The organism is Nocardioides alcanivorans (genome assembly GCF_021555175.1).
Classification (GTDB): Bacteria; Actinomycetota; Actinomycetes; order Propionibacteriales; family Nocardioidaceae; genus Nocardioides; species Nocardioides alcanivorans.
Genome location: NZ_JAKGRW010000049.1, coordinates 1 through 24,918, shown reverse-complemented (window position 1 = coordinate 24,918; position 24,918 = coordinate 1). Strand labels below are relative to the sequence as shown.

30 protein-coding genes and 4 pseudogenes are annotated in these 24,918 nt (G+C 64.9%); 19 read left to right on the top strand and 15 right to left on the bottom strand.

The features are described 5' to 3' along the window. Positions 1 to 97 precede the first annotated feature (97 nt). Positions 98 to 1,456: a Na+/H+ antiporter NhaA gene (nhaA, locus tag L1066_RS21030; protein ID WP_235738328.1), complete on the top strand. Its 1,359-nt coding sequence runs from the start codon at positions 98 to 100 to the stop codon at positions 1,454 to 1,456. A gap of 69 nt (positions 1,457 to 1,525) precedes the next feature. Here the strand turns inward: nhaA and L1066_RS21025 are convergent, their stop codons facing one another. Next, the gene (locus L1066_RS21025) at positions 1,526 to 2,962 is read right to left on the bottom strand and encodes a SulP family inorganic anion transporter (protein WP_235738326.1); all 1,437 of its coding nucleotides are present in this window, start codon (positions 2,960 to 2,962) and stop codon (positions 1,526 to 1,528) included. 288 nt (positions 2,963 to 3,250) lie between these two features. On the opposite strand from L1066_RS21025, the gene L1066_RS21020 reads away from it, so the two are divergent. The 5 genes from L1066_RS21020 to L1066_RS21000 all read left to right on the top strand — a co-directional run bounded on the left by L1066_RS21020 (position 3,251) and on the right by L1066_RS21000 (position 7,282). Further along, complete coding sequence (locus L1066_RS21020) at positions 3,251 to 3,652, top strand: helix-turn-helix domain-containing protein (protein ID WP_235738324.1); 402 nt, start codon at positions 3,251 to 3,253, stop codon at positions 3,650 to 3,652. Between the two features lie 354 nt (positions 3,653 to 4,006). Next, positions 4,007 to 4,441, top strand: a complete 435-nt coding sequence (locus L1066_RS21015; protein WP_235738322.1) for an RpiB/LacA/LacB family sugar-phosphate isomerase — start codon at positions 4,007 to 4,009, stop codon at positions 4,439 to 4,441. Between the two features lie 143 nt (positions 4,442 to 4,584). Continuing rightward, positions 4,585 to 5,469 (top strand): formate transporter FocA, encoded by an 885-nt coding sequence (focA, locus tag L1066_RS21010; RefSeq protein WP_235738320.1) that lies wholly within the window; start codon positions 4,585 to 4,587, stop codon positions 5,467 to 5,469. A gap of 30 nt (positions 5,470 to 5,499) precedes the next feature. After that, complete coding sequence (locus L1066_RS21005; protein ID WP_235738299.1) at positions 5,500 to 7,026, top strand: molybdopterin-dependent oxidoreductase; 1,527 nt, start codon at positions 5,500 to 5,502, stop codon at positions 7,024 to 7,026. A gap of 7 nt (positions 7,027 to 7,033) precedes the next feature. Further along, positions 7,034 to 7,282 carry a hypothetical protein gene (locus L1066_RS21000; RefSeq protein WP_235738297.1) on the top strand — a complete coding sequence of 83 codons (249 nt, stop codon included), beginning with the start codon at positions 7,034 to 7,036 and terminating at the stop codon, positions 7,280 to 7,282. On the opposite strand, the gene L1066_RS28945 is transcribed toward L1066_RS21000, so the two are convergent. The 4 genes and pseudogenes from L1066_RS28945 to L1066_RS20985 form a co-directional block, all read right to left on the bottom strand. Beyond that, the gene (locus L1066_RS28945) at positions 7,279 to 7,518 is read right to left on the bottom strand and encodes a cupin domain-containing protein (RefSeq protein ID WP_376707712.1); all 240 of its coding nucleotides are present in this window, start codon (positions 7,516 to 7,518) and stop codon (positions 7,279 to 7,281) included. The genes L1066_RS21000 and L1066_RS28945 overlap by 4 nt on opposite strands. Before the next feature lie 276 nt (positions 7,519 to 7,794). Further along, a complete protein-coding gene (locus tag L1066_RS20995) occupies positions 7,795 to 8,160 on the bottom strand; it encodes an integrase core domain-containing protein (protein ID WP_512699731.1) in 366 nt (121 codons plus the stop codon). Next, complete coding sequence (locus tag L1066_RS20990; RefSeq protein WP_235734917.1) at positions 8,145 to 9,254, bottom strand: IS110 family RNA-guided transposase; 1,110 nt, start codon at positions 9,252 to 9,254, stop codon at positions 8,145 to 8,147. Before L1066_RS20990 ends, L1066_RS20995 begins: the two co-directional genes overlap by 16 nt. Positions 9,255 to 9,485: 231 nt before the next feature. Further along, positions 9,486 to 9,599, bottom strand: a pseudogene (locus tag L1066_RS20985) (IS3-like element IS1141 family transposase); the annotation flags it as partial. A 364-nt stretch (positions 9,600 to 9,963) separates the two neighbouring features. On the opposite strand from L1066_RS20985, the gene L1066_RS20980 reads away from it, so the two are divergent. From L1066_RS20980 to L1066_RS20970, 4 genes are all read left to right on the top strand, one after another. Continuing rightward, positions 9,964 to 11,946 (top strand): heavy metal translocating P-type ATPase, encoded by a 1,983-nt coding sequence (locus tag L1066_RS20980; protein WP_235738295.1) that lies wholly within the window; start codon positions 9,964 to 9,966, stop codon positions 11,944 to 11,946. Between the two features lie 80 nt (positions 11,947 to 12,026). Continuing rightward, the gene (locus L1066_RS28940) at positions 12,027 to 12,473 is read left to right on the top strand and encodes a DUF6153 family protein (protein WP_376707711.1); all 447 of its coding nucleotides are present in this window, start codon (positions 12,027 to 12,029) and stop codon (positions 12,471 to 12,473) included. An 86-nt stretch (positions 12,474 to 12,559) separates the two neighbouring features. Next, entirely contained in the window at positions 12,560 to 13,156 is a 597-nt protein-coding gene (locus L1066_RS20975) for a DUF305 domain-containing protein (protein WP_067434640.1), read from the top strand. A gap of 69 nt (positions 13,157 to 13,225) precedes the next feature. Further along, complete coding sequence (locus L1066_RS20970; RefSeq protein WP_235738293.1) at positions 13,226 to 13,981, top strand: F510_1955 family glycosylhydrolase; 756 nt, start codon at positions 13,226 to 13,228, stop codon at positions 13,979 to 13,981. Positions 13,982 to 14,018: 37 nt separating this feature from the next. On the opposite strand, the gene L1066_RS28060 is transcribed toward L1066_RS20970, so the two are convergent. Next, on the bottom strand, positions 14,019 to 14,387 hold the full coding sequence (locus L1066_RS28060) for a hypothetical protein (protein ID WP_235738291.1): 369 nt from the start codon (positions 14,385 to 14,387) through the stop codon (positions 14,019 to 14,021). 13 nt (positions 14,388 to 14,400) lie between these two features. Between L1066_RS28060 and L1066_RS27105 the strand changes: the two genes are divergently transcribed. Both L1066_RS27105 and L1066_RS20955 read left to right on the top strand, forming a co-directional pair. Then, positions 14,401 to 14,931: a DUF3152 domain-containing protein gene (locus L1066_RS27105; RefSeq protein WP_312008399.1), complete on the top strand. Its 531-nt coding sequence runs from the start codon at positions 14,401 to 14,403 to the stop codon at positions 14,929 to 14,931. Between the two features lie 27 nt (positions 14,932 to 14,958). Further along, positions 14,959 to 15,585, top strand: a complete 627-nt coding sequence (locus L1066_RS20955; protein WP_235738280.1) for a CueP family metal-binding protein — start codon at positions 14,959 to 14,961, stop codon at positions 15,583 to 15,585. A 318-nt stretch (positions 15,586 to 15,903) separates the two neighbouring features. Here L1066_RS20955 and L1066_RS20950 read toward each other — a convergent pair whose 3' ends face one another. Next, a complete protein-coding gene (locus L1066_RS20950) occupies positions 15,904 to 16,236 on the bottom strand; it encodes a hypothetical protein (RefSeq protein ID WP_235738278.1) in 333 nt (110 codons plus the stop codon). A 369-nt stretch (positions 16,237 to 16,605) separates the two neighbouring features. Between L1066_RS20950 and L1066_RS20945 the strand changes: the two genes are divergently transcribed. Beyond that, positions 16,606 to 17,061 carry a helix-turn-helix domain-containing protein gene (locus tag L1066_RS20945; RefSeq protein ID WP_235738276.1) on the top strand — a complete coding sequence of 152 codons (456 nt, stop codon included), beginning with the start codon at positions 16,606 to 16,608 and terminating at the stop codon, positions 17,059 to 17,061. Position 17,062: 1 nt separating this feature from the next. Further along, positions 17,063 to 17,614 (top strand): PIN domain-containing protein, encoded by a 552-nt coding sequence (locus L1066_RS20940; protein WP_235738274.1) that lies wholly within the window; start codon positions 17,063 to 17,065, stop codon positions 17,612 to 17,614. A gap of 308 nt (positions 17,615 to 17,922) precedes the next feature. Here the strand turns inward: L1066_RS20940 and L1066_RS20935 are convergent. The 8 genes and pseudogenes from L1066_RS20935 to L1066_RS20900 all read right to left on the bottom strand — a co-directional run. Beyond that, positions 17,923 to 18,126 (bottom strand): annotated as a pseudogene (locus L1066_RS20935) (integrase core domain-containing protein); the annotation flags it as partial. A 26-nt stretch (positions 18,127 to 18,152) separates the two neighbouring features. Next, on the bottom strand, positions 18,153 to 19,298 hold the full coding sequence (locus L1066_RS20930; RefSeq protein WP_235735621.1) for an IS110 family RNA-guided transposase: 1,146 nt from the start codon (positions 19,296 to 19,298) through the stop codon (positions 18,153 to 18,155). Positions 19,299 to 19,394: 96 nt separating this feature from the next. Then, on the bottom strand, positions 19,395 to 20,207 hold the full coding sequence (locus tag L1066_RS20925) for an IS3 family transposase (protein WP_235738416.1): 813 nt from the start codon (positions 20,205 to 20,207) through the stop codon (positions 19,395 to 19,397). Beyond that, positions 20,204 to 20,461: pseudogene (locus tag L1066_RS20920) on the bottom strand (hypothetical protein); the annotation flags it as partial. The pseudogene L1066_RS20920 and the gene L1066_RS20925, both read right to left, overlap by 4 nt. A 373-nt stretch (positions 20,462 to 20,834) precedes the next feature. Next, on the bottom strand, positions 20,835 to 21,206 hold the full coding sequence (locus tag L1066_RS20915) for a transcriptional repressor (RefSeq protein ID WP_235738266.1): 372 nt from the start codon (positions 21,204 to 21,206) through the stop codon (positions 20,835 to 20,837). A 183-nt stretch (positions 21,207 to 21,389) separates the two neighbouring features. Continuing rightward, positions 21,390 to 21,737, bottom strand: a complete 348-nt coding sequence (locus L1066_RS20910) for an alpha/beta fold hydrolase (protein ID WP_235738264.1) — start codon at positions 21,735 to 21,737, stop codon at positions 21,390 to 21,392. Continuing rightward, positions 21,734 to 22,306, bottom strand: coding sequence for an alpha/beta fold hydrolase (locus L1066_RS20905; RefSeq protein WP_235738261.1), 573 nt, complete (start codon positions 22,304 to 22,306; stop codon positions 21,734 to 21,736). The genes L1066_RS20910 and L1066_RS20905 overlap by 4 nt, the downstream gene beginning before the upstream one ends. A 97-nt stretch (positions 22,307 to 22,403) precedes the next feature. Next, a complete protein-coding gene (locus tag L1066_RS20900; protein ID WP_235738259.1) occupies positions 22,404 to 23,039 on the bottom strand; it encodes a TetR/AcrR family transcriptional regulator in 636 nt (211 codons plus the stop codon). An 81-nt stretch (positions 23,040 to 23,120) separates the two neighbouring features. Here L1066_RS20900 and L1066_RS20895 point away from each other — a divergent pair, with 81 nt between their 5' ends. The 5 genes and pseudogenes from L1066_RS20895 to L1066_RS27095 all read left to right on the top strand — a co-directional run. Next, positions 23,121 to 23,261 (top strand): hypothetical protein, encoded by a 141-nt coding sequence (locus L1066_RS20895; RefSeq protein WP_235738252.1) that lies wholly within the window; start codon positions 23,121 to 23,123, stop codon positions 23,259 to 23,261. Further along, positions 23,258 to 24,088, top strand: a complete 831-nt coding sequence (locus tag L1066_RS20890; protein ID WP_235738250.1) for an amidohydrolase family protein — start codon at positions 23,258 to 23,260, stop codon at positions 24,086 to 24,088. Before L1066_RS20895 ends, L1066_RS20890 begins: the two co-directional genes overlap by 4 nt. Continuing rightward, the gene (locus L1066_RS20885) at positions 24,085 to 24,264 is read left to right on the top strand and encodes an SDR family NAD(P)-dependent oxidoreductase (RefSeq protein WP_235738249.1); all 180 of its coding nucleotides are present in this window, start codon (positions 24,085 to 24,087) and stop codon (positions 24,262 to 24,264) included. The genes L1066_RS20890 and L1066_RS20885 overlap by 4 nt, the downstream gene beginning before the upstream one ends. Positions 24,265 to 24,418: 154 nt before the next feature. Then, positions 24,419 to 24,643 (top strand): annotated as a pseudogene (locus L1066_RS28935) (SDR family oxidoreductase); the annotation flags it as partial. Continuing rightward, on the top strand, positions 24,619 to 24,918 hold a 300-nt coding region (locus L1066_RS27095; RefSeq protein ID WP_312008442.1), incomplete at its 3' end, for an SDR family oxidoreductase. The pseudogene L1066_RS28935 and the gene L1066_RS27095, both read left to right, overlap by 25 nt.

Here is a 24,918-nt window from a genome sequence, read left to right as displayed (position 1 = left end):
CAACGAGGCGACCGACGACGGGAAGGTACGGTAACTTCTTGGTGTGTCGGGAAGTCTGGTCGACGGTCCTTTTGTCGACAGTTCCCGGAGCATGCCCATGACCAGCCCCAAGAGCCATTCGCCACGTCCACGCGGCGACCGAACCTTTCCGTCACGTGGCAGTTATCGTGAGGCGTTACGGATCGGCGAGCTCCTCCGCAAGGAATCTGTGGGTGGGTTGCTCTTGGTCGCTTTGGCTGCCGTCGCGATCGTGTGGGCGAATTCTCCGTGGGCGGAGAGTTACTTCGCGTTGCGGGACTTTCAGGTCGGCTACGCCGGATGGCATCTCGATCTGAGTTTGGGTGGTTGGGCGGCCGACGGGCTGCTCGCGATCTTCTTCTTCCTGGTCGGGTTGGAACTCAAGCATGAGTTCGTCGCCGGTGACCTGCGGCAGGTGCGGACGGCGATCGTGCCGATTGCTGCGGCGGTCGGCGGCGTGGTGGTCCCTGGGTTGTTCTATCTCTTGATCGTCGGGCGCGACAGCGCACTGCGCGACGGCTGGGCGATTCCGACGGCGACCGATATTGCGTTCGCGGTGGCGGTGCTCGCGTTGATTGGCTCACACCTGCCGAGTGCGCTGCGGATCTTCCTTCTGACACTCGCGGTGGTCGATGACCTCATCGCGATCACGATCATCGCGATCTTCTACACCGACGCCATCGATTGGGTTCCCCTGGCCGTCGCCTTTGGCGCCATCATCGTTTACGGCGTCACGGCGCAACTCTCACGACGCTTCTTCAGAATCCACCCTGCGGCCGCCTGGATGATCCTGTTGCCGCTCGGTGCGATTGCCTGGGCGTTCATGCACGCCTCGGGGGTCCATGCGACTATCGCTGGAGTTCTCCTTGGATTCACCATCCCGGTCGTGCACCGCAAGGCCGATCGTGCACCCGAAGATGGGCCCGGCTTGGCGGAACTGTTCGAGCACCGCTTCCGGCCCTTGTCGACAGGTTTCGCGGTCCCGGTCTTCGCGTTCTTCTCCGCAGGGGTGGCCGTTGGCGGAATGGACGGGTTGGGTTCGGCGCTGACAGATCCGCTCACTATCGCGATCACCGCTGCGCTCGTCGCCGGCAAACCGGTGGGCATCCTCGCGACCACGTGGATCATTAGCAAGGTCATTCGGATCAACCTCGATCCCTCGCTGAAATGGATCGATCTGGTGGGCGTCGGACTGCTCGCGGGGATCGGGTTCACGGTTTCGCTGCTGGTCGCAGAACTGTCGTTCGCGCCAGGGAGCACCGCGTATGACCACGCCAAGGTCGCCATCCTCACCGCGTCAGTTCTTGCGGCGCTCCTTGCCACGGTGCTTCTGACTGCGCGCAACCGCCGATATCGAGTGATCAGCGAGCAGGAAGCAATTGATGCGGATGCCGACGGCGTCCCGGACGTTTACCAGCGGCAGGGTGCGGACGACTGACGAGTCGTCTCGGTGCGGATCTCCATCGGTCGCAGTCGGGGCCGATGCGTCGTGACTCAGGTGACTGGATCAGTGCGCGGGTAGTTGCCCCGTGAGTCGTCCGTGGCGTTCGGCGCTGGAGTTGTTGAGGCCGGTGATCTCCACGGTCTTGCCCTTGCGGTCGTACTTGGTGGCGATGGCATCGAGGGCGGCGACGGTGGAAGCGTCCCACACGTGGGATTCCGAAAGGTCGATGACGACGCGGTCGGGGTCGTCGGCGTACTCGAACTGGGTGTAGAGGTCGTTGCTGGAGGCGAAGAACAATTCACCGGTGACCCGGTAGATGGCCTTGGGGCCGTGCTCGTCCTCGATCAGGGTGCGATGGGTCTCTGTGAGGTGAGCAACGCGGCGGGCGAACAGGGTCATGGCTACCAGGACGCCGACGCCAACGCCGATGGCGAGATTGTGGGTCCACACGGTGACCACCACGGTGGACAGCATCACCAGAGTTTCCGACTTCGGCATCCGGCGCAGGGTGGCGGGCTGAATGCTGTGCCAGTCGAAGGTGCCGACCGAAACCATGATCATCACCGCGACCAGGGCAGCCATCGGGATGAGGGCGACGATGTCACCGAAGCCGACGACCAGGATGAGCAGGAACATGCCGGCCAGGAACGTCGAGATCCGGGTGCGGGCTTGGGAGGCCTTCACGTTGATCATGGTCTGGCCGATCATCGCGCAGCCGCCCATGCCGCCGAAGAACCCGGTGATCAGGTTGGCGGCGCCCTGCCCCCAAGCCTCGCGGGTCTTGTCGGAGTGGGTGTCGGTGATGTCGTCGACCAGTTTGGCCGTCAGCAGCGACTCCAGCAGGCCGACCAGGGCCATCGCCAGGGCGTAGGGGGCGATGATCTCGAGGGTCTCCAGCGTGAAGGGCACATCAGGAATGAACAGCGAGGGAAGGCTGTCGGGCAGCTCGCCTTCATCACCCACGTTCGGGACGGTGATCGCGGCCAAGATGGTGAATCCAGTCAGCGCCACGATGGCGACCAGGGGAGCGGGGATGACCTTGTTGATGCGGGGGAACGTGACCATGACCGCGATGCCGACGGCGATCATCGGGTAGACGGCCCACGGCACATCCACCATGTGTGGGATCTGGGCCATGAAGATCAAGATGGCCAGCGCGTTGACGAATCCGACCATCACCTGGCGCGGGATGAACCGCATGAGCTTGGCCACCCCGGCCAATCCGAGGACGATCTGCAAGACGCCACCGAGCAGCACGGTGGCGATGAAGTAGTCCATGCCGTGCTCACGCACCACCGGTGCAATGACCAGGGCGATGGCTCCCGTGGCTGCGGAGATCATCGCTGGGCGACCACCGAGGAACGCGATGGAGACTGCCATGGTGAAGGATGCGAATAGCCCGACACGTGGGTCGACCCCGGCGATGATGGAGAACGAGATGGCTTCGGGGATCAACGCCAACGCGACAACGAGGCCGGCCAGCACCTCGGTGCGCAACATCTTTGGAGACCTCAACGCATTGCGTACGGTGGGCTCAAGTTCAGCGGGGGGCATGGCAGTGGAATGCTTCGACAAGTGGATGATCCGTCCAGGAGATGGCGTACCCGATGGGGCACGGATATGGCGCGCCCGGGCACCATTTCGTTGAGGCGGACACCGGGGCGTACTGGCTCGGTGCCAGCAGAAGTCTGAGTACAACTCTACCCTTACGTAAGGGTAGAGTTGAGCCGCGGGTTGAGTGAGTTGGGTCACCGCGGGCAGCCGCGCGTCATTGGATTGAGGAGCAACATGGGTACGGCGTCGGGGCAAGAGCCGGTTATGCACATTGGAGAGGTCGCGACGCGAACAGACCTCTCATTGCGCAGCTTGCGTCATTGGGAAGAAGTCGGACTCGTGCAACCCTCGGGGCGCACCGTCGGCGGGTTCCGTCTCTACACCGAAGCGGACGTGGAAAAGATTCTGGTCATCCGGCGCATGAAGCCGCTAGGCTTCAGCCTCGATCAGATGAAGTCCGTCATGTCCGACATCGAGAACCTCGACCACGCAGACAGCGACCACAGCACCCGTCAAGCGGCACGTAAACACCTCGACGAGATCAAGCAGGAAGCCGCCGAACGACGCAAGAAGTTGGTGCGGCAACTGTCCATGGCTGACGAGTTCATCGACCTGATCGACGACCGTTTGGCCTGACGACGCGACCTGCGTGGACGCCCTGCTGGTTCGCACTTCGCGGAGGCGCTGGCCTCGGTATTTGATGCGTCATCGAAAAGTCATCGGAAACGATCGGCAGACGTTCCAAGGTGTTCCGATAGACTTGGGACCGTCCATTGGAGAACCTCCAGATCAACCCGAGGTTTCCCGAAGGGATCCGAAGTTTGAGGTAGCAGGATCAGGGCCTCCGATCTTGTCCCCAGGTCACAGGTTCAAATCCTGCCCGTCCGAGGGGTATGCGGGTTTCGTCCGCATCCGCACCCGCGGCCCTGTCCAGAACGAATGCTCTGTAGTAGGTTCGCGGAAGCCGAAGGGGGTCTGTAGGTGCGAGTCGTGATCGGTGCACCCGGCAACGGGGCAGCCCTGAAAGACGAGATCCGCGATTTTCTTGAGCGTGACGAGCGGGTCAGTGAGGTCATCGACCTGTCCGAGCCCGAGATCACCTATCCGGCCGTGTCCTTCCGTGCTGCTCAATCAGTCGTCGACGGTCAGGCAGACCGGGCGGTCCTGGTCTGCGGTACCGGGGTCGGCACGGCCATCGCGGCGAACAAGGTCCCGGGCGCACGCGCCGCCACGGCTCACGACCTGATCACGGTCCGTGGAGCGGTGGAGAACTACGACGCGCCGATCCTCTGCATGGGCCAGAACGTCATCGCCCCCATCCATGCTCTGGCGCTGGTCGATATGTGGCTGGACCTGCGCCACGACACAGCGAGCTTCTACGGCCCCAAGATTCGCGAGATCGACCAGTACGAAGCGCGCGGCTAGGGAAGCGCTGATTTTCGATGGTAGCGAAGGACCGGCCTCGAAGCGCGTCGCACCTCAATGAGCGGGTCGCCCCAGGAAGCATCCATTGATCAGCGATGCGCTAGAGGTGGCGCCCCAAGTCATGCGCAGGCACGGAGGCAGGCATGAGCGGTGACAGCATCCTGACGCCCGCAGAGATGGCGCGTGCCGCCGAGGACGCTGCCTTCGGCAAGGCCACGAGCCATCAGTTCAAGTCCTTCCTGCTCGCCCTCACGGCCGGTGGCTACATCGGTCTCGGCTTCGTCTTCTTCGTCACGAGCCAGGTCGGCGCCGAACAGCTGCCCTACGGCGTGGCCAAGGTCCTGGGTGGCTTCGTCTTTGCCACGGGCCTGGCTCTGGTGGTCCTGACCGGAGCTGAGTTGTTCACGTCGTCGACCCTGACCCTCACCGCACGCGCGAGCGGCCGCATCACGACCTGGCAGCTGGTGCGCAACTGGGTGATCGTGTTCGTCGGCAACTTCATCGGCGCCCTGACCATCGTGGGATTGATCTATCTCGGTCGAAGCTGGGAGCAGGCTGACGGAGCATGGGGCGCCGTGGTCCTCGACGTTTCACTGAAGAAGGTCCATCACGACTTCCTCACCGCCTTCGTGCTCGGCATCTTGTGCAACCTGATGGTCTGCCTCGCGATCTGGGCCGCCTACAGCGGCCGGACGACCGTCGACAAGGTCGTCGCGGTCACGATGCCGATCGCCCTGTTCGTCGCCACGGGCTTCGAACACTCAGTGGCCAACATGTTCATGGTGCCGCTGGGCATCCTCATCCGGACCTTCGCCGGCGATGACTTCTGGGCAATGTCCGGTCTGGACTCATCGGCTTACGGCGACCTCACGTGGACGAACTTCTTCGTCGACAACCTGTTGCCGGTCACCCTGGGCAACATCGTCGGCGGAGGAGTGATGATCGGCGTTCTCTACTGGACCATCTTCCATTTCCTCGACAAGCCGGGCAAGCCCATGCCGCAGACCAGCCTCACACCCAAGGACTGACCCGCTCGAAAACCACGAAGGAGACAGGCGATGGAAGATTTCCCGTTCTGGCTGCGGGCGCAGCACCTGCTGAATTTCGTCCTGATCGGCATGCTCATCCGCTCGGGCATCGAGATGCTCTCGTCCTTGCCGCGACTGTGGTGGCGCAATGACTGCGCTCCCGGAACGGAGTGGTTGAAGTTCACCAAGCGTGAGCTCCCCAAGGAGGAGGGGGTGTACACCTCCCTCATGGACGAGAAATCCGTCCATCCGCTCCTGTCACTGCCCGGGCGCGAGAACATCGGGCTCGGCCGCCATTGGCACGGCCTGTCGGTGATGCTCTGGGTGCTCAACGGGGTGATCTACGTGATCGTGCTCTTCGCAACCGGGCTCTGGCGGCGGCTCATCCCCACATCCTGGGACGTCTTCCCTGAAGCGTGGGAATCACTGAAGACCTACCTGAGCTTCGATGTCCCTGACATCAGCCACTTCCAGCCGTACGACGCGCTCCAGATGCTGGGCTACACCTTCGTGATCTTCATCTTGGCGCCGTTCATGATGATCACCGGTGTGGCCATGTCGCCAGCGGTCCGCAGCCGCTTCCCGCGCTTTGTGAAGATGCTCGGTGGTCACCAAGGTGCCCGCTCGCTGCACTTCATCGGGATGGTCCTGATGGGCGGATTCATCGTCATGCACGTGTCCCTGGTATTCCTCGTGCACCGCGACCGCAACCTCGTCAACATGGTCTTCGGCGGCGCCGAGACAGCGGTCTCGCCGGCGCGAGCGGCCCAGGCCACGGTCATTATGGTCGCGGTCATCGTGGCCGTGCTCGTCTTCTGGGTCGCGCTGTCGTACTGGTCGCTCGCCGACCGGCCCCGGGCCCACCGGTTTACTGCCGGCTTCACCGAGATCGGACGCAAGATCTTCCTCAACTGGCTGCGCCCTCAGGGCGCGAAGAAGAAGGGCTACACCGATGCGGACATCTCCGAGTTCCACTGGACCAATGGCCTGCCGCCGACCGCGGAGGAGTCACAGTTGTGGATCGATGCGCGAGACCGGAACTGGGAGGGTCTGACCATCACCCTCCGCGACGACATCAACGATGTCGAAAAAGTGCTGACGATTGAGGATCTCAAGAAACTGCCCCAGCACTCCTACATCGCCACCCACACGTGCATGCAGGGTTGGTCGGCGACGTCGCGCTGGACCGGAGTGCGGCTCACCGACCTGATGGACCAGCTCGGCCCGCGACCCGAGGGCGCCCACTACCTGCTGACCGAGTCCTACGGATTGGCGCAGAAGATGATCGACAACCGTCCCCGCGAACCCTTCTACGCGGCCATCGATCTGGACACGATGGCCGAAGAGGAGACGATCATGGCCTATGAGCGCAACGGCGAGGATCTCGAGGACCACTTGGGAGCGCCAGCTCGGTTGCGCGTCGAATCCAACCACGGCTACAAGCACGTCAAGTGGGTGTCGCGTGTCATGTGGGTTCGTGACTTCGCCGACTATGGTGACGGTCGCGGAGGCACTCGCGAGGACTCTGCGCTGCAGGCATTCAACGGAAGGATCTAGAGGCCCCATGACGAAGAGGATCGCGTCAACACGTTTTCTCATCGATGGGGTCAACGACGATCGGGACGCCAAGAGGGCGATGCAGTCGCTGTACGACATCTTCACCGCGCACGGCCTAGGCCAGGCGACGTTCGAGATCGTGCCAGGTGAGCCGACGCGCTTGTGGATCAAGCACAAGGTCGGCAGCACCCCCAGCCGAGAATTGATCGCCGAGGCCTTGGCCCAAGTGGGTGACTACCGGGTCGTCGATGGCTAGGTCCTCGGGCCCGAGAACGCGAAGCGAATTTCTTTCGGGATGACGTGAACGGCAGTGAAGCTCGGACTGGCCTCGACGTGGTGCCATTCGTTGGCCGTGATGACGGCAGTCTGCCCGGCGCCGACCGTCTGATCGGTTGCCGTGAATCGGATGATGCACCGCCCCTCGGTCACCACGAGCACTGATTCGGCGGAAGCGCGATGGCGGGGGAACGACTGTCCGGCTGATGCCTGCATCTGTTTGGCGACGAGTCCCGGTCCAAGGAGTCGGGACCGTTTTCCGAGCAGGCGCGGTCTCTCGTCGCTCTGGGCGGTCTGCAACCGGTGCTGCCTGTCGTTTGAGGTCCCGAGCGGCGTGCACTTGAGGGCTGCAGGGCTGAATATCGAACTGGCAGGTCTGCAGGGGACGATCCTGCGGGGCAGTCGCGGCTCCTGACCTAGCGGGCGCCGTCGAAGAAGTCGGTGAAGCCACTGGGCGCGCGGAAGATGTCAAGCAGGCTGAGACACGTCTCGTTACGCGGTCTGTATGAGGGCCTCCGGTGAGGGCTGGTTGATCCACGCGGCTGTGGGCAGCTTCGGCGCTTGGGGTCGGCGGTTGCCGAACCGGTGGGGGTGAGCAGCGTACGCAGCGTCGAGGGTGACCTGGCGTTGGGCGCGGATCTCGGTCGCGGTGCCGTGGTGGACCGATGCTGGGGTGTGTAGCCCGATCCCGGAGTGGCGGTGCTCGTGGTGGTAGTAGTTGAAGAACGCCTCGCAGAACGCCCTGGCATCTGCCAGGGACCCGAAGCTCTCGGGGAACGCCGGCGCGTACTTCAGGGTCTTGAACGCGGCCTCGCTGAACGGGTTGATGCTCCTATGTCTTGTCAAGCCGCGTCGCAGAGGTCTTCTTGAGGTGGTTTTCTGCTGCTGGTCTCAGCGATTGTGGGCAGTAGGCAGCGGTAGACCTGTCGGGCGAGGTATCGCTTCAGGCAGCGCATGATCTCGGGCTTGGTCTTGCCCTCGGCGGTGCGTCGCGCAACGTAGATCTTGGTCGGCTCGTGCCAATGCATCCGCGTGACGACGGCCCGGTGCAGGGCTGCGTTGGCTCGGCGGTCACCGCCGCGGTTGAGCCGGTAACGCGTCGTCTTTCCCGACGAGGCGGGCACGGGGTTCGTACCGCACAGGGCCGCGAACGCGGCCTCGCTGCGCAGCCGGTCGGGGTTGTCCCCCGCGGCGAGCAGCAGTGCTGCGGCCGTGTCTGGGCCGACGCCGGTGAGCTCGACGAGCGTGGGCGCGACAGCGGCTGTGAGGCGATCCAGATGCTCGCGGAGCTCCTTGGCCTCGGCTCGCAGTGTGAGGGCGCGACGAGCCAGCAGCCGTAGAGCGTGTTTGGCGGCCGACAGGGGTGTGGTGAGGTCGCCTGGTCGCAGTGCGGCGCACCGCTCCAACAATCTGGCCAGACCCAGATCGGTAAGTGATTCGCGCAGTTCGTCTGGGGCGGTGACCAGGACGGCCTTGAGCTGGTTGACCGCCTGTGTCTGCGCTTTGACCGCGGAGTCGCGGGTCATCTTGAGCATGCGGATGACCTCGACTTGGTCATCACCGTTCTTGGGGGTGCCGGTCGCGGTACCGGCCAGCACGGCCCTCGCGGCGGACTCGGCGTCGATGGGGTCGGACTTGCCCTTGCGGTGACGGGTGCTGCGGTCAGGCCGATTGACCTCGACGACACGCTCGCCGCAGCGACGCAGGTAGCGGGCGAGCCCCGCTCCGTAGGAGCCGGTGCCTTCGATTCCGAACGCTTCGACCTGTCCCAGGTCGTAGGCCCATCGGCGTAGTTGCTCATAGCCGGCAGCGGTGGCCGGGGTGGCCAGTTCGGCCACCCAGCGGCCCAGCGCATTCAGCGCTACGGCGACGTGCGAGTCCTTGTGGGTGTCGACCCCGATCGTGACGGTGTTGGCGGGCGTGGTGGTGACGTCAGTGGTGGTAGCAGGCATGCTGGTGATGGCCTTCTCTCGCTGGCAGGCGGGTATGGGTCACCGCCGGTCGGGCGGGCGGACACGACTGCGACGAGGCTCAGTAAAGCCATGCTCCTATGAGGTCACTGCCCGCCAGACCGGTGGTTTGGTCGTCCCCACCAGCCGGGTCGACAGATCAACCCAAAGGCACCCGGGGGCCGGTCGTTAGATGGGTCAGACCCGGCCGGTGGCGACACATTCATACTCGCAGTCATTCGACACCCGCGGTCGCGAGTGGGACCTGTCGACGCCGAGATCGAGGAGCAGTTGCGCCACGGGCTTCGATGTCATCGAGGTGCCCCGGTCGGCGTGGACCGCCTCTGGGATGCCGTGCACGCCCATCGCTTCCTCGAGCATCGTCTTGGCGATCTCGGAGTCCTCGACCGCACGACCACACCCTCATCTGTGAAGAGCCCCTTTCTGTCGCCGTCTGGATCTTTTCGGTGATCCCGTTCGCAGTGGCGCTTGGTGGAAGATATACCCATGGGGGGTATATCTTCATGGTATGAGTATGCATCGCGACCATCAGCACGAACACCGTAGGGATGAGGCGGGCCATCATGCTGGCCACCAGGGAGCCAGCGCAGACCTTCGGGACGCCCCTCGGGATCACGAGCATGGCTCCTCTGCGCACGAGGGCCACGGTGAGCACCACGAACACGGCGGCCACTCCGGGCACGGCGACCACGTGGGCCAGTTCCGACGACTGTTCTGGATCATGCTGGTCCTAGCGGTCCCCGTGGTGGCATCCAACGCGATGTTCGCCCACCTGGTCGGCTATCACCTACCAGATGGTGAATGGGTCCAGTGGGTCTCGCCGACCCTGGGCACAGTGCTCTACGTCTGGGGCGGCTGGCCGTTCCTGACGGGCGCGGTCTCGGAGACTCGGTCGCGCAAGCCCGGAATGATGTTGCTCATCGGGTTGGCAATCACAGTCGCGTTCGTGTCCTCATGGGGCTCCACGCTGGATGTGTTGGACGACCAACTGGACTTCTGGTGGGAGCTGGCCCTGCTGGTCGTGATCATGCTCCTTGGGCACTGGATCGAGATGCGCTCACTGGCCCAGACCACCTCCGCGTTGGACTCCCTGGCCGCGCTGTTGCCCGATGAGGCCGAGAAGGTCGACGGCGACGCCGTCGTGAAGGTTGCTCCCTCGGACCTGGCAGTGGGCGACGTGGTCATCGTTCGCCCCGGGGCAGCGGTCCCTGCCGACGGCAAAATCGTGGACGGCAGCGCGAGCATGGACGAGTCCATGGTCACCGGCGAGTCCAAGACCGTACGCCGAGAGGTGGGAGAGTCGGTGGTCGCTGGAACGGTCGCCACCGACTCCGGCTTGCGGGTGGAAGTCACCGCCATCGGCGATGACACCGCGTTGGCTGGCATCCAGAAGCTTGTCGCGGATGCGCAGGCTTCCTCCTCGCGTGCGCAACGGATCGCCGACACCGCAGCCGGCTGGCTGTTCTGGTTCGCGCTGGGCTCCGCGGTCATCACCGCCATCGTGTGGGCACTCGTCGGGCTGCCCGATGACGGCGTCGTACGCACGATCACCGTGCTGGTGATCGCGTGCCCGCATGCACTGGGCCTGGCGATCCCACTCGTGGTGTCGATCGCGACCGAACGCGCGGCTCGCGGTGGCGTGCTGATCAAGGATCGCCTGGCGTTGGAATCCATGCGCACGGTGGACGCCGTGCTCTTCGACAAGACCGGGACCTTGACCAAGGGCGAGCCGACCGTCACCGGCATCGAGCCAATCGATGGGTACTCCGAAGACGCGGTCCTGTCACTTGCTGCCGCAGCCGAGAGCGACAGCGAGCACCCGCTCGCAAGAGCGGTGACCGGCGCTGCGAAGCACCGGAGCCTGGACGTTCCGGCGTACGCGGAATTCTCGTCCTCACCGGCAGTTGGCGTCCGCGCGAGGGTCGATGGCTCCGTGGTTGAGGTCGGAGGACCGTATCTGCTGGAGCACCACGGCCTGTCGGAGTTGCCGATCGCCGACAAGTGGCGCACCGAGGGCGCCATCATCTTGCACGTCGTCGCCGACGGTGAGGTGATCGGCGCCCTGCGCCTGGCCGATGAAATCCGCCCCGAGTCACACGACGCAGTGGACGCGCTCCATGCAGTGGGCGCGCAGGTCGTGATGATCACCGGTGATGCCCAGGCGGTCGCTGAAACAGTCGCTGCTGAACTCGGCATCGACCGGGTGTTCGCCGGTGTGCGGCCCGAAGACAAGGCAGCCAAGGTTGCCGAACTCCAGCGTGAAGGCCGGAAGGTGGCCATGGTCGGCGACGGCGTCAACGACGCTCCGGCCCTGGCGCAGGCCGATGTTGGTATCGCTATCGGCGCAGGCACAGATGTGGCGATCGGCTCGGCCGGGGTGATCCTGGCCAGTTCGGATCCGCGTTCGGTGCTGTCGATCTTCGAACTGTCGAATGCGGCATACCGCAAAATGAAACAGAACCTCTGGTGGGCAGCTGGATACAACCTCATCAGCGTCCCCCTCGCCGCAGGTGTCCTGGCACCGGTCGGGTTCGTGTTGCCGATGAGCGTCGGAGCGATCTTGATGTCCGCCTCCACCGTCGTCGTGGCCCTGAACGCGCAACTCCTACGCAGATTGGACCTGACGCCTGAACAGAGCGCGGCGAGGACTCTGAACCGCACGGCGTCCAACTGAACGCCGCACCCCGTCCATCTGACCCACATCCAGTGAAGTCACCTACTGTCCCCAAAGGCAGGCCAACTAGACTGCTGGCGATGACCCGAAACGCTCGCTGGAGCGCCCCGCACCGACCTGCAGCACGCCTGCTGGTCCTTGTGGGCGTGTTCTTGGGACTGTTCGCCATGCATGGCCTCGGCGGCCACGGCACCGCGGGACACGCGGTGAGTGACACAGGCGCAACGCAGATGACGCTCATGGCTCACGCAGGAGACGTGAGCCACGCAAGCGAGACCGCTCCAGAGCAGGCCACGCTGAGTAGTGCCGCCGAGCCGGATGACGGCGGCGACGGGGCCATGACGATGGTGGGCCTGTGCCTGGCTGTCCTGCTCGTGGGGCTCTTGCTGCTGCGGCTCCTGCGCGGGCCACCCCGCGGATTGGTCTTCCTTCGAGAACGTGCTCCAAGGTCGGCCCCGATCCCGCAAGCCGCCGCGCGCGATCCAGATCCTCCTTGCATCTACAAACTGTCGGTCCTACGGAACTGATGGGCGCCCGACTCGACTGTGCCCCAGGTGCGGTCGAGTCCTTGGCATGCCCATCACGTTTCCCAACAGACCAACAAGGAGCATCAATGATCAAGAAGCTTGCAGCATTATTTACAGTCGTATTCGCCCTGGCTCTGCTCACCGCATGTGGCAGTGACGACGAACCCACACCCGAGACTCGCACTGCTTCTGACGGAAGCAAGTTCAACGACGCTGACGTCACGTTCGCCACCGACATGATGCAGCACCACGCCCAGGCACTGTCGATGGTTGACATGACTCAGGGCCGCGAGCTTGATCCTGAGGTCGCCGAGCTCGTCGAGGGCATCCGTGCGGCACAGGCCCCCGAGATTGAGCAGATGGTCGACTGGCTTACCCAGTGGGACAAGCCCATTCCCGAGACTTCGCGCGACCATGCGAACGCGCACGGCGACATGGAAATGGACGCTGACATGCCCGGAATGATGTCGGCCGACGACATGGCCAAGCTCGAGGCTGCCAGCGGCGCTGACTTCCAGCGGATGTGGCTGGAAATGATGATCGAACACCACGAAGGTGCCATCGAGATGGCCAAAACAGAACAAGAACAAGGCGTCTTTGGGCCCGCGGTCGAACTCGCAGAGTCGATCGCGACATCGCAAGACACCGAGATCACGACCATGAAGGACCTGCTCGGGTCCTGATCGCCCCTTGGGGTCGACCACCTATGTGGTCGGCCCCAACCCTTCATGCCTTGATCGACAGGAACAATCATGCTTGCCCGCAATCTGCTCGCCAGTTTCGCGATCGGCGCGCTCATCCTGACCACCGGTTGCGCCGCTGAAGAGGAGCCCGCCGCGCCCGCCACATCGGAGGTCCAGTCGCTGGGTCACGTCCACGGCCTCGGAGTCAACCCAGGTGACCAGATGCTCTATGCCGCGACCCACTTCGGAGTCATCCGCATTGGTGATGACGGTTCCCTGGCCAGGATCGCCGATCGATGGCAGGACACCATGGCGTTCACCATCATCGGGCCCGACCACTTCCTGGGAAGCGGCCACCCCGACATGAGGGAAGACCTTCCACCTCATCTCGGAATGATCGAATCGACTGACGCAGCCAGCACCTGGTCGAGCGTTTCGTTGAAGGGCGAGGCTGACTTCCACGCCCTCGACGTGGTGGGAGACCGTATCTATGCCTTCGACTCGGTGACTGGCCGGCTGCTGACTGCGACAGATCGCAAGAACTGGTCGGTCGTGGCCGAGGAACCGGTCATTGATCTCGTCATCAACCCCTCAAACACACAAGAGGTCCTCACTTCATCGCCTGAAGGGGAACTGCAACTGCGTGGAGTCGACTCGACCTCGATCACTCTCGACTCTGCACCTCCGCTGGTCTTCCTGGGATGGCCCACGTCCGATCAGCTTGCCGGACTCGCCGCTGACGGATCGGTCTACTCCAGCAACGACCAAGGGGAGACCTGGGATCGTGTTGGCCGAGTTCCGGGGACCCGGAAGCATTCGACGTAACGGGGCAGCAATGGCACGCCGCCACGGATCAGGGCATCTACCGATCCGAGGACGTCGGACGCACCTGGGTGCCCTTGATCCAGGTCATCTCGTGAACCGACAGCCAGGAGCACGCCGCGCACGCGGCGCGCGAGCCGATGTCGGCCCGGCGCCGAGCGAACAGGCCACGCGCTGTTGGCAGGCGTCGAGCAGAAAGTGCGCGGCCACACCACCGAACGACCCGAATCCTGCTCGGCCTCGCAGTTGCAACTGGCGTCATCGCGCTCACCGGCGCGCTCACGTTCTGGAACTCGTCGCAACCAGCACCCGCCAACACGACGAAATCGTCATTGGCCGACACGCCGCCATCGCCGCCTTCGCCGGCGACGTCGCCTTCGCGGCTCTCGCCCATTGCGCCACCGGTCACGCTGACACCTCAGGTGCCGCAAGCAGGGACAGGAGAGTTCATGCTCGCCACAAGCGCAGGGGCCAGCACTGGACCTGCACCATTGCGTTACTCCGTAGCCGTGGAAGAAGGGCTCGACGTTGACCCGGCCGAGTTCGCCAAAATCGTCGACCAGACGCTTGCAGACGACAGGGGATGGCGAAGCGTCGGCGACCACGAGTTCGAACGCGTTGCCAGCGGCGAAGAGATACGCATACTGCTCGCCACACCTGACACCGTCGATCAACTGTGCGCGCCCCTCGACACAAAGGGAGACGTCTCGTGCCGAAACGAGGACCGGGTGGTGATCAACGCCAAGCGGTGGTTCTTCGGCGCAGAGCCGTTCCAGCGGCCCCTTCGTGAATATCGCCAGTACGTCATCAACCATGAGACAGGACACGCGCTCGGATACCCCCACCAGTCCTGCCCGCAACCCGGGACGCCCGCCCCCGTCATGCTGCAGCAGACCCTCACGATGGAGGGTTGCTCGCCGAACCCCTGGCCCGCAGATGGCCCGCCCCACTAGCCAGCTCCCCATCAAAGGAACATGTACGTGAGAAGAAACATCAGAAACCGCGCCAGCGCCTTCGGCCTTGTAGCCGCGTTGGGCCTGACCGCCTGCTCTACTACCGACGACAGCTCTGACACCACCGCAACCGGCGCGGCCGGGTCCGCAACAGGGGCAACCGCCGCAGACGCAAGTCAATTGCTCAGCGCGCATGGAATGAGCGGGATGGATGACGTAGTCGAAATCATCGACCACCTCGACCGGCTTGGTGGATCAGAGCGGCCACAAGACCTGATCGCATCCGTGCGCCCTGACCAACTGGTGCTGTCGTCCGGTGGCGACGAGGTCAGCATCGCAATTCCAGACGACGCCTTCTACCTCTCGATCGCGCCATACGTCAATCAAACCCACGAGTGCTACAACCACTCACTGACCACCTGCACGGGAGAGCTCGCCTCCACTGAGGTCGAGGTGCAGATCGTCGACGAAACCAACGACGAGGTCCTGGTAGAGAAAACAGTCACGACGTTCGAAAATGGGTTCGTTGGCTTCTGGCTGCCCCGCGACATCAAAGGCACCATAAAGATCACCCACGACGGCAGGAGTGGCGAAGCGGACATCGCGACAGGCACAGACGATCCCACCTGCCTCACCACAGTGAGATTGGCCTGACCCAAACTTGGGCCGACCCGCTGCGCTGTCGGCGGTCCCATCGTCCGATGCCTTGCTCACGAATCGATCACCCTCCACTTACCCTCCGGATTCAGCCAGCCCGAGTACGAACTGATCGGGTATAGTCGGAGGTGTTCGAGACAGCAGACACCGCATCAATACAAGCGATTCGGCTGTTTCCCGCAACGTTCGGTAGCAGTCGGAATCGCCCTGTGTGATTCCAGAGGTCGCAGGTTCAAATCCTGCCCCCGCTACGAATGCGATGTCTCAGGACATCGCGGACACCCGAACCCACGGATGTGTGGGTTCGGGTGTTTTTCATTTCAGGGTTCGTGGTTGGTAGTCCTTGTTGGTGTCGATGGTGAGTTCGCGCAGTAGTTCGCCGGTGATGGCGTTGATGATGCGGACGTCGAGGTCTTGGATGAGCAGGATGACGTGGGTCCGGCTGTGGGTTCGTCCGATGCCGATGTGTCGGAGTTTGCCGTGCACGCGCAGGGTGACGGTGCCGCACTTCTCGCCTCCGACCTCATCGCCCGGCCCACCGAAGACCTGGACCTGTTCGCCGCCCGGCCCACGACCTCGGTTGCGCGAGCCAGGGATGCCTTCGTGTGCGCTCTGACAGAACGGGGCTGTGGCCTCGTCGTGATCCACGACAGCCCGACGTTCTGCCGGATGATCGTTGCCCGGGTGAGGGAGGAGGCCTTGGTTGACCTCGCCATCGACTCCTCGCCCCCTGAGGCAACCGACCATCGCCGTCCTCGGGTCCACCCTGGCGCCGCTCGAGCTCGCTGGCAGGAAACTGCTCGTGCTCTTCGGGCGCGCCGAGGCCCGGGGCGGCAAAGTTCCTGGTCGAACAGCATGCTCGTGCGCTACAACCGCGCCACCGCCGCCGCCGAGCGCGCTGCCGCGAAAGCTCTGTGCCTGGGGGCCTCTCGGGAACATCTGGCCGTAGGCGGACGTTCAACTGTTGCGTTGGATTCGAATATTGCGAATAATGGATGCCTTGAGGAAGGAGCCGCCATGACCGCTTTGGCACTCACGCCCGTCCAGCCCGACGAGGCCGACATCGCCGCCGCCGTCGAAGCGCTGCCGCACGTCAAGGACTACCTCGCCACCCACGCCGAGAGTGCGATCCGGCTTGTCGTCGCCGACGACCCCGGAGAACCCCTTGTCGTGCCGCGGGGCGCGGTCGAACTGCTTGCTCGGGTGCTCGCGCACATGGCGGCCGGCCAGGGCGTCTCGGTCGTGCCTGACCACGCCGAGCTCACCACGCAGCAGGCAGCCGAGCTGCTCAATGTCAGCCGACCGTTCCTGATCGGCCTGCTCGACCACGGGGACATTGAGTACCGCAGGGTCGGCAAGCACCGCCGGATCAAGGCCCAGTCCCTGATGGCCTACATGGCCCGCGACGACCAAGAGCGCCGCGAGGTCGCGGACGAGCTCACCCGGCTCAACCAAGAGATGGGCCTGCTCTGAGGTGGCCTTCGTCGTCCTGTACGACGCCAACGTGCTCTATCCGAGCACGCTCCGCGACCTGCTGATCCGCATCGCTCAAGCCGGTCTCGTTCAAGCGAAGTGGACCGACCAGATCCTCAACGAGGTGTTTCGCAACCTACTCGCGAACCGTCCCGATCTCGACCCGCAGAAGCTGGCCCGCACCCGCAGCCTGATGAACAAGGCGGTCCGCGACTGCCTCGTCGCCGGCTACGAGCCGCTGATCGACGCGCTCGAGCTGCCCGACCTCGACGACCGGCACGTGCTCGCCGCCGCGATCAAGGCTCGCGCCCAAGTCATCGTCACCAACAACCTCAAAGACTTCCCGCCTAGCGCGCTCGAACCATGGGACATGGAGGCCAAGTCGCCAGACGGCTTTGTCCTCGATCAGATCGATCTCAGCCGTGAGACGGTCTACGGAGCAGTTCAACGGATCGCAGACTCCCGCCACAACCCGCCCGCGACCTTCACTGACGTCCTCGCCATGCTCGACCGCGACGGCCTCGTTGAATCGGCAGCGGCGCTTCGCCCCTGACGCAGGACCAGATGTTCGATGGGCATGGTGGTGGAGTGACGCGTCAATTCACCCAGAATGACGCACCGACTGAGCAGCGAAAGGTCGTCAGATCAGACGCGCAGACCAGTCGATCCACAAAGCAGTCGCTACGTCGGTGGTCCGGCTTACGTCTCGGTCCCGTTCCCGCCGTTCTGTGGTGTCACACCTGTCGTCGACGCCTGCTCCTCCGCGCGGATCCCGTACCCCACAGAAGCAAGTGCGAGCAAGACGCTCACCGCGAAGAACCTGACCTGTAATCGGTTTCCCGGACGGTTTTGGTGTGGTGATCATGCCGCTGGTTGGGCGGCGGTGTGAAGGCGTTCGAACTCGACGGGTGACCTGTAGCCGAGTCCGGAGTGGCGTCGGACGGGGTTGTAGAAGGCCTCGATCCACTCGAACATCGCGTTCGCGAGCTCGGCTCGTGTGGTCCAGTAGCGGCGGTCCAACAGTTCGATCTGCATCGATCCCCAGAACGACTCCATGAGTGCGTTGATGCTCCTATAGATCGTCAAGTCGATCAGGCGGCCATTTCGAGATCCTCGCCGCCGGGGTTGGTGATGGCGTCTGGTGCTGGAAGGAGCCGGAAGAGTTCGCGAGCGAGGTAGCGCTTGAGGCAGCGGATGATCTCCCGCTTCGACATCCCCTCGGCGGTGCGACGGGCCACGTAGTCGATGGTCGGCTGGTGCCATCGCATGCGCACGATCACCACGCGATACAGCGCAGCGTTGGCCTGGCGGTTCCCGCCGCGATACAGACGGTGCCGACTGTTCGTCTTCCCGGATCCGGCTGGGATCGGGCAAGCGCCGCACATCTTCGCGAACGCGGCCTCGGACTTGATCCGGTTGGCGTTGTCGCCGGCGGTGATGAGCATCTGCGCCGCGGTGTCGTAGCCGACGCCGACGGCCTCGACGAGCTGGGGCGCGGCGGCCGCGGTGAGCGCCTTCATCGACGCGGCGTGAGCCTTGGCCTCCTCGTGCAGCGACAACCAACGCTTGGCCATCGAGGACAGCACGTGCCGCATCGCGGAGTCTGGGTCCGCAGGAACAACGACGGCCGGTGCACCACGGCGCACGGGCGGAAGCGGTGCCGGTCCGTCGAGCGCAGCGCATGCGGTGATGAGCTTGTGGTCGGTGAGTTTCTCCAGCTCTGCCCGCAGCGCTTCGCTGCCGGTAGCAAGGGTCGCCTTGAGCGTGATCATGGCGGTGGTGCGGGCCTGGACGGCGCCGTCGTAGGCGATCTTGACCAGCCTGATCGTCTCGACTGCCCCGTCGGCGTTCTTGGGCGTGGCCAGTCCCTGGCCGGCCAGCAACTGCCGTGCAGCATGTTCGGCGTCGATAGTGTCGTTCTTGCCCGCAAGTCGGCGTTCCGCAGCCCGTGCTGGCCGGGCGATCTCGTGGACGTCGTGGCCGTGGCGGCGTAGGTAGCGGGCCAGCCCGATGCCGTAGGAGCCGGTTCCCTCGATGCCGAACCCGACCAGTCGACCGGCGGACCCGACGAAGGCCAGGCAGAACGCGAGGAGTTCCTCGAACCCGGCGATGGTGGTGGGCACGACGATGTCGCCGAGTCGGCCGCCGAGGCCGTCGATCGCGACAGCTACGTGGTTGTCCTTGTGGGTGTCGACACCGACGATGACATCGTCGCGGCGAAGCTGCATGCTGGGCATCGGGCTATGGGTTCCTCTCTCGCATCTCCGGGTGGGCTGTCCATGGCTCAGCTGGCCGGAGTGGGCGGACAGGACTGCGATGAGGCCCTGGTCGAGTCAGGCTCCTATCAGGTCACTGCCCACCCGGCCAGCAGCCAGGTGCACGCCACCACCCGGGGCCGACACGTCAACGCGAGGGCACCCAGCGGGGCCGGTCGTAACAAGGGTCAGACCCCAGGTGGTGGCGCAGACACGATGCTCGCAGTCGTAGGCGCAGGCGACCTTGCCCATCGACCCCAGCAGACCGGCCTCGCGCAAGCGGTGGCCGAAGAGCCAAGAGGTGTACTGGGTGCCGCGGTCCGAGTGCAGGATCGTACCGACCGGCTTGCGCCGCAGCCTGGCCATCTCGAGGGCGTCCACGACCAGTTCGGTGCGCAGGTGGTCGGCGATCGACCAGCCCACGACCCGGCGGGAGTACACGTCGAGGACTGCGGCGCAGTAGACCCAGCCCTCACTGGTGCGGTGCTGGGTGATGTCGGTGACCCACAACCGGTCCGGATGCTCAGCGGTGAACTGACGTTGCACGTGGTCGGGCCACGTCGCCTCAGACCGCTGCTGGTGGCGCCAGCGGCGGCGGTGGACACCGGACAGGCCGTGGCAGCGCATCAGCTTGGCGATGCGACGGCGACCAACCTGGTGGGAGCGGCCCAGCACCAGCTCGGCATGCACCCGCCGCACCCCGTAGGTGGCCCGGGCAGCGGCATGGACCTCGATGATCACGTCGAGCAGGTAGGCGTCCTCGACATCGCGCTTCGACGGCGGACGTCTGGCCCACTCGTAGTAGCCCGACGTCGAGACACCCAGGACCCGGCACGTCACCGCCACAGGGAACCCCTCGGCGGCAAGCTCACGAACGAGCCGGAAACCTATTTTCCGAGCACGTTCTCCCGGGCGAAGTAGGCACTCGCCCGCTTCAAGATCTCGATCTCCATGGCCTGGGTGCGGTTCTCCCGACGCAAGCGGACCAGTTCGGCCCGCTCATCACTCGAGAGCCCCTCTCGTTTGCCCTCGTCGACGTCGGCCTGAGCCATCCAGCGACGCAAACCCGATTCAGCGATCCCCAGATCTCTCGCGATCTGTGCAATCGGCTTCTCCCGCAACCGGGCCAGCTCGACTGCACGACGACGGAACTCCGGGTCCTTGGGTGCCGGCGTAACGGACTCCTCTCCGAGACGATCATCGCCTCAACTTCGGTGTCCGGGAAACCGATTACAGGTCACAGGCGAACTCAGGCTCTTTCAGCGTGTGGAGTGCGAAGAGGACGGCGTCGCTCGGACTCGCCGTCAAGGTGGCGATCACGTCGTCGCGGTAGTCGGGCCAGGCTTTGCCGGCGGCCTTGTGCAACCGAGCCCCCGTCGTGGATGAGGGCCACTTCTGGAACACGAACAGCCGTGCTCCGAGCGCTTGGTCGGGTCGATGCTCTTCGAGGAGGCGACACCGGTAGTCCGCTGCCTTCTGGGACTGATGGCCTGGACCGAAGTCGGTGGCCCGCTTGGCTCAATCGATCGCCAGGTCCACCTCACCGATCTCCTCGAAGGCCTCGGCGGTGTCTTCGAACCATGGCGCGACCTTCCGGTCTCTGGCATGGGTGCGGATGATCGCGTCGACATCGTGATCGAACACGGCGAGCCGTTGGGCGTTCCAGTCGAGGGTGAACCATTCCACCTTGCTGGCCTCATGCATCGCCTGCAGAGTGTGGTAGATCGTGGCCAAGGCGACCTTGTCTCCGTTGGCGCGCGGTTCGTCATGGAGTTGCTGCGCGCTCATGAAGGAGTCGGTGTTGGCGAGAAGCTCTCGGAGTGTCCGTCGCTGGCGTGTGTCGCGCCGACCCGCCTCAGCGAAAGCTCGTGGTGTGGTCCGGTTCGACATGTGGTCATGTTGGGAGATGGGTGACCGAGGGCGCGGCTGCTGGAGTTGACGGGCCGAGCGGTCGATCGAAGCGACACCTGAGGACGGCAATGGGGGACACCACGGCGAGCCATGACGCCCTGGCGGTCATTCTCGGGCGCTGGGCTGCCACGTACGTCGTGAGTGGCCTGCTGCCACGAGGTCTCAGGCCGACCCGGGCCGGAAGAACTCCCGCAGTGCGGCCGACGTCTCCGCTGGCCTCTCCTCCGGGAAGAAGTGTCCGCTGTCCGCGATCTGCCAGCCGTGCAGGTCCTCGGCCCACACGTGCCAGGTCTCCAGCACGTCGAACCAGGGAGAGAGCGCTCCGTGCTCACCCCAGAGCACCAGTGTCGGGCAGGTGATCGAGCGACGTCCGCGGTCGGCCGCGTCCAGGGACCAGTCGAACCCGGCGCCGGCGCGGTAGTCCTCGCACATCGCGTGGACGACGGCTGGGTCGCTCGCTGCCGCCAGGTAGTCGGCGCGTGCTTCCGCATCGACGTAGGCCGGGTTCACGGCGCCGACCCTCTCGAGGAACGCTTGCGGATCTGCATTGATCCAGGATTCGGGCAGTGGTGCCCGCTGGGGAGGAAGGTCCAGTTCCAGATCCGCAGGGCCATCTCGGCGTCCATCCGGGCATACATGTCGCTGGTCGGCACGATGTCGAGAACACACAGCCGCTCCACGATCTCGGGATGATCCAGTGCGGCCCGGTAGGCGACACGGGCGCCGCGATCATGGCCGACCAGCCCGAAGCGCTCGAAACCGAGGCGCCGGGCCAGTGCGACGACGTCGGTCGCCATGGCGCGCTTCGAGTAGGCGGCGTGGTCCGCCCCGGAACCCGGATGTCGGCTTCCGCCGTAGCCGCGAAGGTCTGGCGCGATCACCGTGAAGTCGCGGGCGAGATCCGCGGCCACCGACTTCCACATCAGGTGGGTCTGTGGGAAGCCGTGGAGCAGCACGAGCGGTGGACCGGAACCGCCGATCCGCACGCGCAGCGACGTCGTGCCGACGTCGACCTGCTGCAGTGTGAAGTCATCGAACCCGGTCGACGGGGTGGGGCTCACGGACACTCGGCTGTTCATCTGGCGAACGTACTGGAATGCCTCCCACGTGGAGAAGTGCGAACGCGAGATCCAGGACTTCCTGCTGGAGTCGGTCGAGGACGTGGAAGGCCGTGCCTCAGTGCTTGGTCCCCACCGGCACCGGTTGGGCTCCGACCATCTGCGTCACCAGCTCGACGTGCTGGCGGGCGAGCTCTGAGGCGTCGAGCCGCCCGCGGGTGCGGAACCACTTCCCGGCGTTGATGCAGAGATCGAGGATCGACTTCGCGGTGATGTCGGGGTCGGCGCCGACGACGGCGAGGGAGAACTCGCCGTCGGCCACGCCGCGCTCAAGGCAGGTCTCGAAGAGCCGCCGGATTCGTTTCTGCAGTTCCAGGACATCGACCGCGCGTTCGGCAGGCAGATGTCGCCACTCGGTCTGGCTCACGAGCCCCTCCAACTGCCGTTCGGAGTGGAAGGTCGAGATGGCGCGCACCAGTGCGCGTAGTTGCGCCGTGGCGTTGTCGTCGGCGGATGCGAAGGCTCCTAGCAACGAATCCACGGAGTCCTGGAGGGAACTCATGAGGATCGAGTGGAGCAGGTCCTCCTTCGAGCCGAAGTGGTTGTAGAGCGACGCCGCGGTGACGTTGCACGCCTGCATGATCTGGCGCACCGACGTGGCGGGATAGCCGTTGGTGAAGAACAACTCGGTGGCCACGCGCCGGATGCGTTGGGCGGTGTCGGTCTGGCGTGCGTCGGTCTTCGTGGTCCTCACGCTTCGACCTTAGCGCAATATATGAACGTTCGTTGACTTCGCCTGTCCTGAACTGGTAAACAAACGTTCATGCATTCTGTGATGCCCGTTACCCCACCTGCCGCGGTGGTCGACATGTGCGACGTCGTGCTGCGACGCGAAGGGTGGCGCAGCTACCTCAGCGCCCTCCTCGTGCGCGCACCTCGCTACGGCGTGATGTTCGCCCCCGCTTCGCTGCGATGACCGGGCATACGCCCGGACAGATCGTGGCGTCACTGACGACGGATCGCGAGACCGCGATCGATGAGCTCGCCGAAGCGATGGCCGCATGTTTCGAGATCGAGGAGCGGGTCGCCGAACTCGAGCGTCACGACATCGTGCAGGTGATCCACGGCGGCCAGTGGCGATGTGGAACGGGGACGACGAACGACCACGTCGCGGAGATCGCCGCGCTCAGCGACCGCCTCGTGCCCTGGGCCGGTGTCTCCCTGAGTGAGCCCGAGGAGGCGATCGCCGAGGCGAAACGAGCCCTCGACGAGCTCGCCATGGCCGGCCTGTCGGTCATCCCGTTCCTGGACGGAGTCGACCCGAGCGCTCCCACTCTCGATCCGTTGTGGCGTGCCGCCGTCGAGCGTGAGGTGCCTGTCTGGATCCATAGCGGGCAGAACTTCGCGGCGCAGTCGATGGGGGTGAGCAGCCCACACGTCATCGACCGGATCGCCGTGCGTCACCCGGAGCTGCGCATCGTGTTGGGGCACGGCGGATGGCCGTGGGTGTTGGAGGCGGTCGCCCTTCTGCAGCGGCATCCGAACGTCTACCTGGAGTTCTCCTCCCACCACCCGCAGACCATGGCCGCCGCCGGATCCGGCTGGGAGCCGCTCTTCTTCCACGGTTCCCGGTCGGTCAAGCGTCGCGTGCTCTTCGGCTCGACGAGTTGGACGCATGCCCAAGGACCGGGCGCCCTGGTCCAAGCCGCCGAAGACCTCCCGATCGCTCCCGAGGTGCGCGACGCCTGGCTGCGCCACGACGCCTTGCCGCTGCTGGGCGAACGCGGAGAGGCGGCGGCATGAGTGCCCGGCCCGCAGGGCGCCGCGTCGTGGTCACCGGCGCATTGGGCGGCATCGGCGCGGCGGTGACCCAGCGGCTGCTTGCCGATGGCGCGCAGGTGCTTGCGGTCGACCGGCCCGACGTCGTACGCCGCGCCGGCGAGGCGCACGGCCCGAGCGCAGGGTCGGGGTCGACCTGAGGGACCCGGCGGCATCGACGACCATCGCCCAGCACCGCCAGGACGCGTTCGGCGGCCTGGACGCGCTGGTCAACAACGCCGGTGTCGAAGTGAGGGCCTCCCTTGCCGAGCACGACGACGTGGCGCTGGGACACGGTGCTCGACATCAACCTGCGTGCGCCGTTCCGGCTCGCCCAGCGACCTGGTCGACCTGCTCGCCGCCGGCCACACACCCGCCGTAGGTCAATGTGGCTCGATCGCGGGTGACCGGCTTCGCCGGACAGATCGCGTAGCGACGCCAGCAAGGCGGCCTGTTGACCTCACCCGTTCGCTGGCGGTCGAGCTGGGACCACGGGGAGTGCGCGCCAACGCGATCTGCCCGGGGTTCATCGACACCCCGATGCTCGACGAAGGTGCCTGCGCTCGATTGCCGAACGCGTGGCCCGCACCCTGCCGTTGCGGCGACTTGGACGACCGGCCGGCATGGCCGGCGCCATCAGTTGGCTACCCAGTGAGGACGCCGGATATGTCACCGGGCAGTCCCTTTTCGTCGATGGAGGGATGGGCCGCTCGATGGCCACCGTGAGCGAGAGAGCGCTACCTACCGCGACCCTGCGCCTCGGCGTGCCTCACCCGGGCTTCTGCTGGATGAAGCTCAGCGTGGAACTTGTGGTT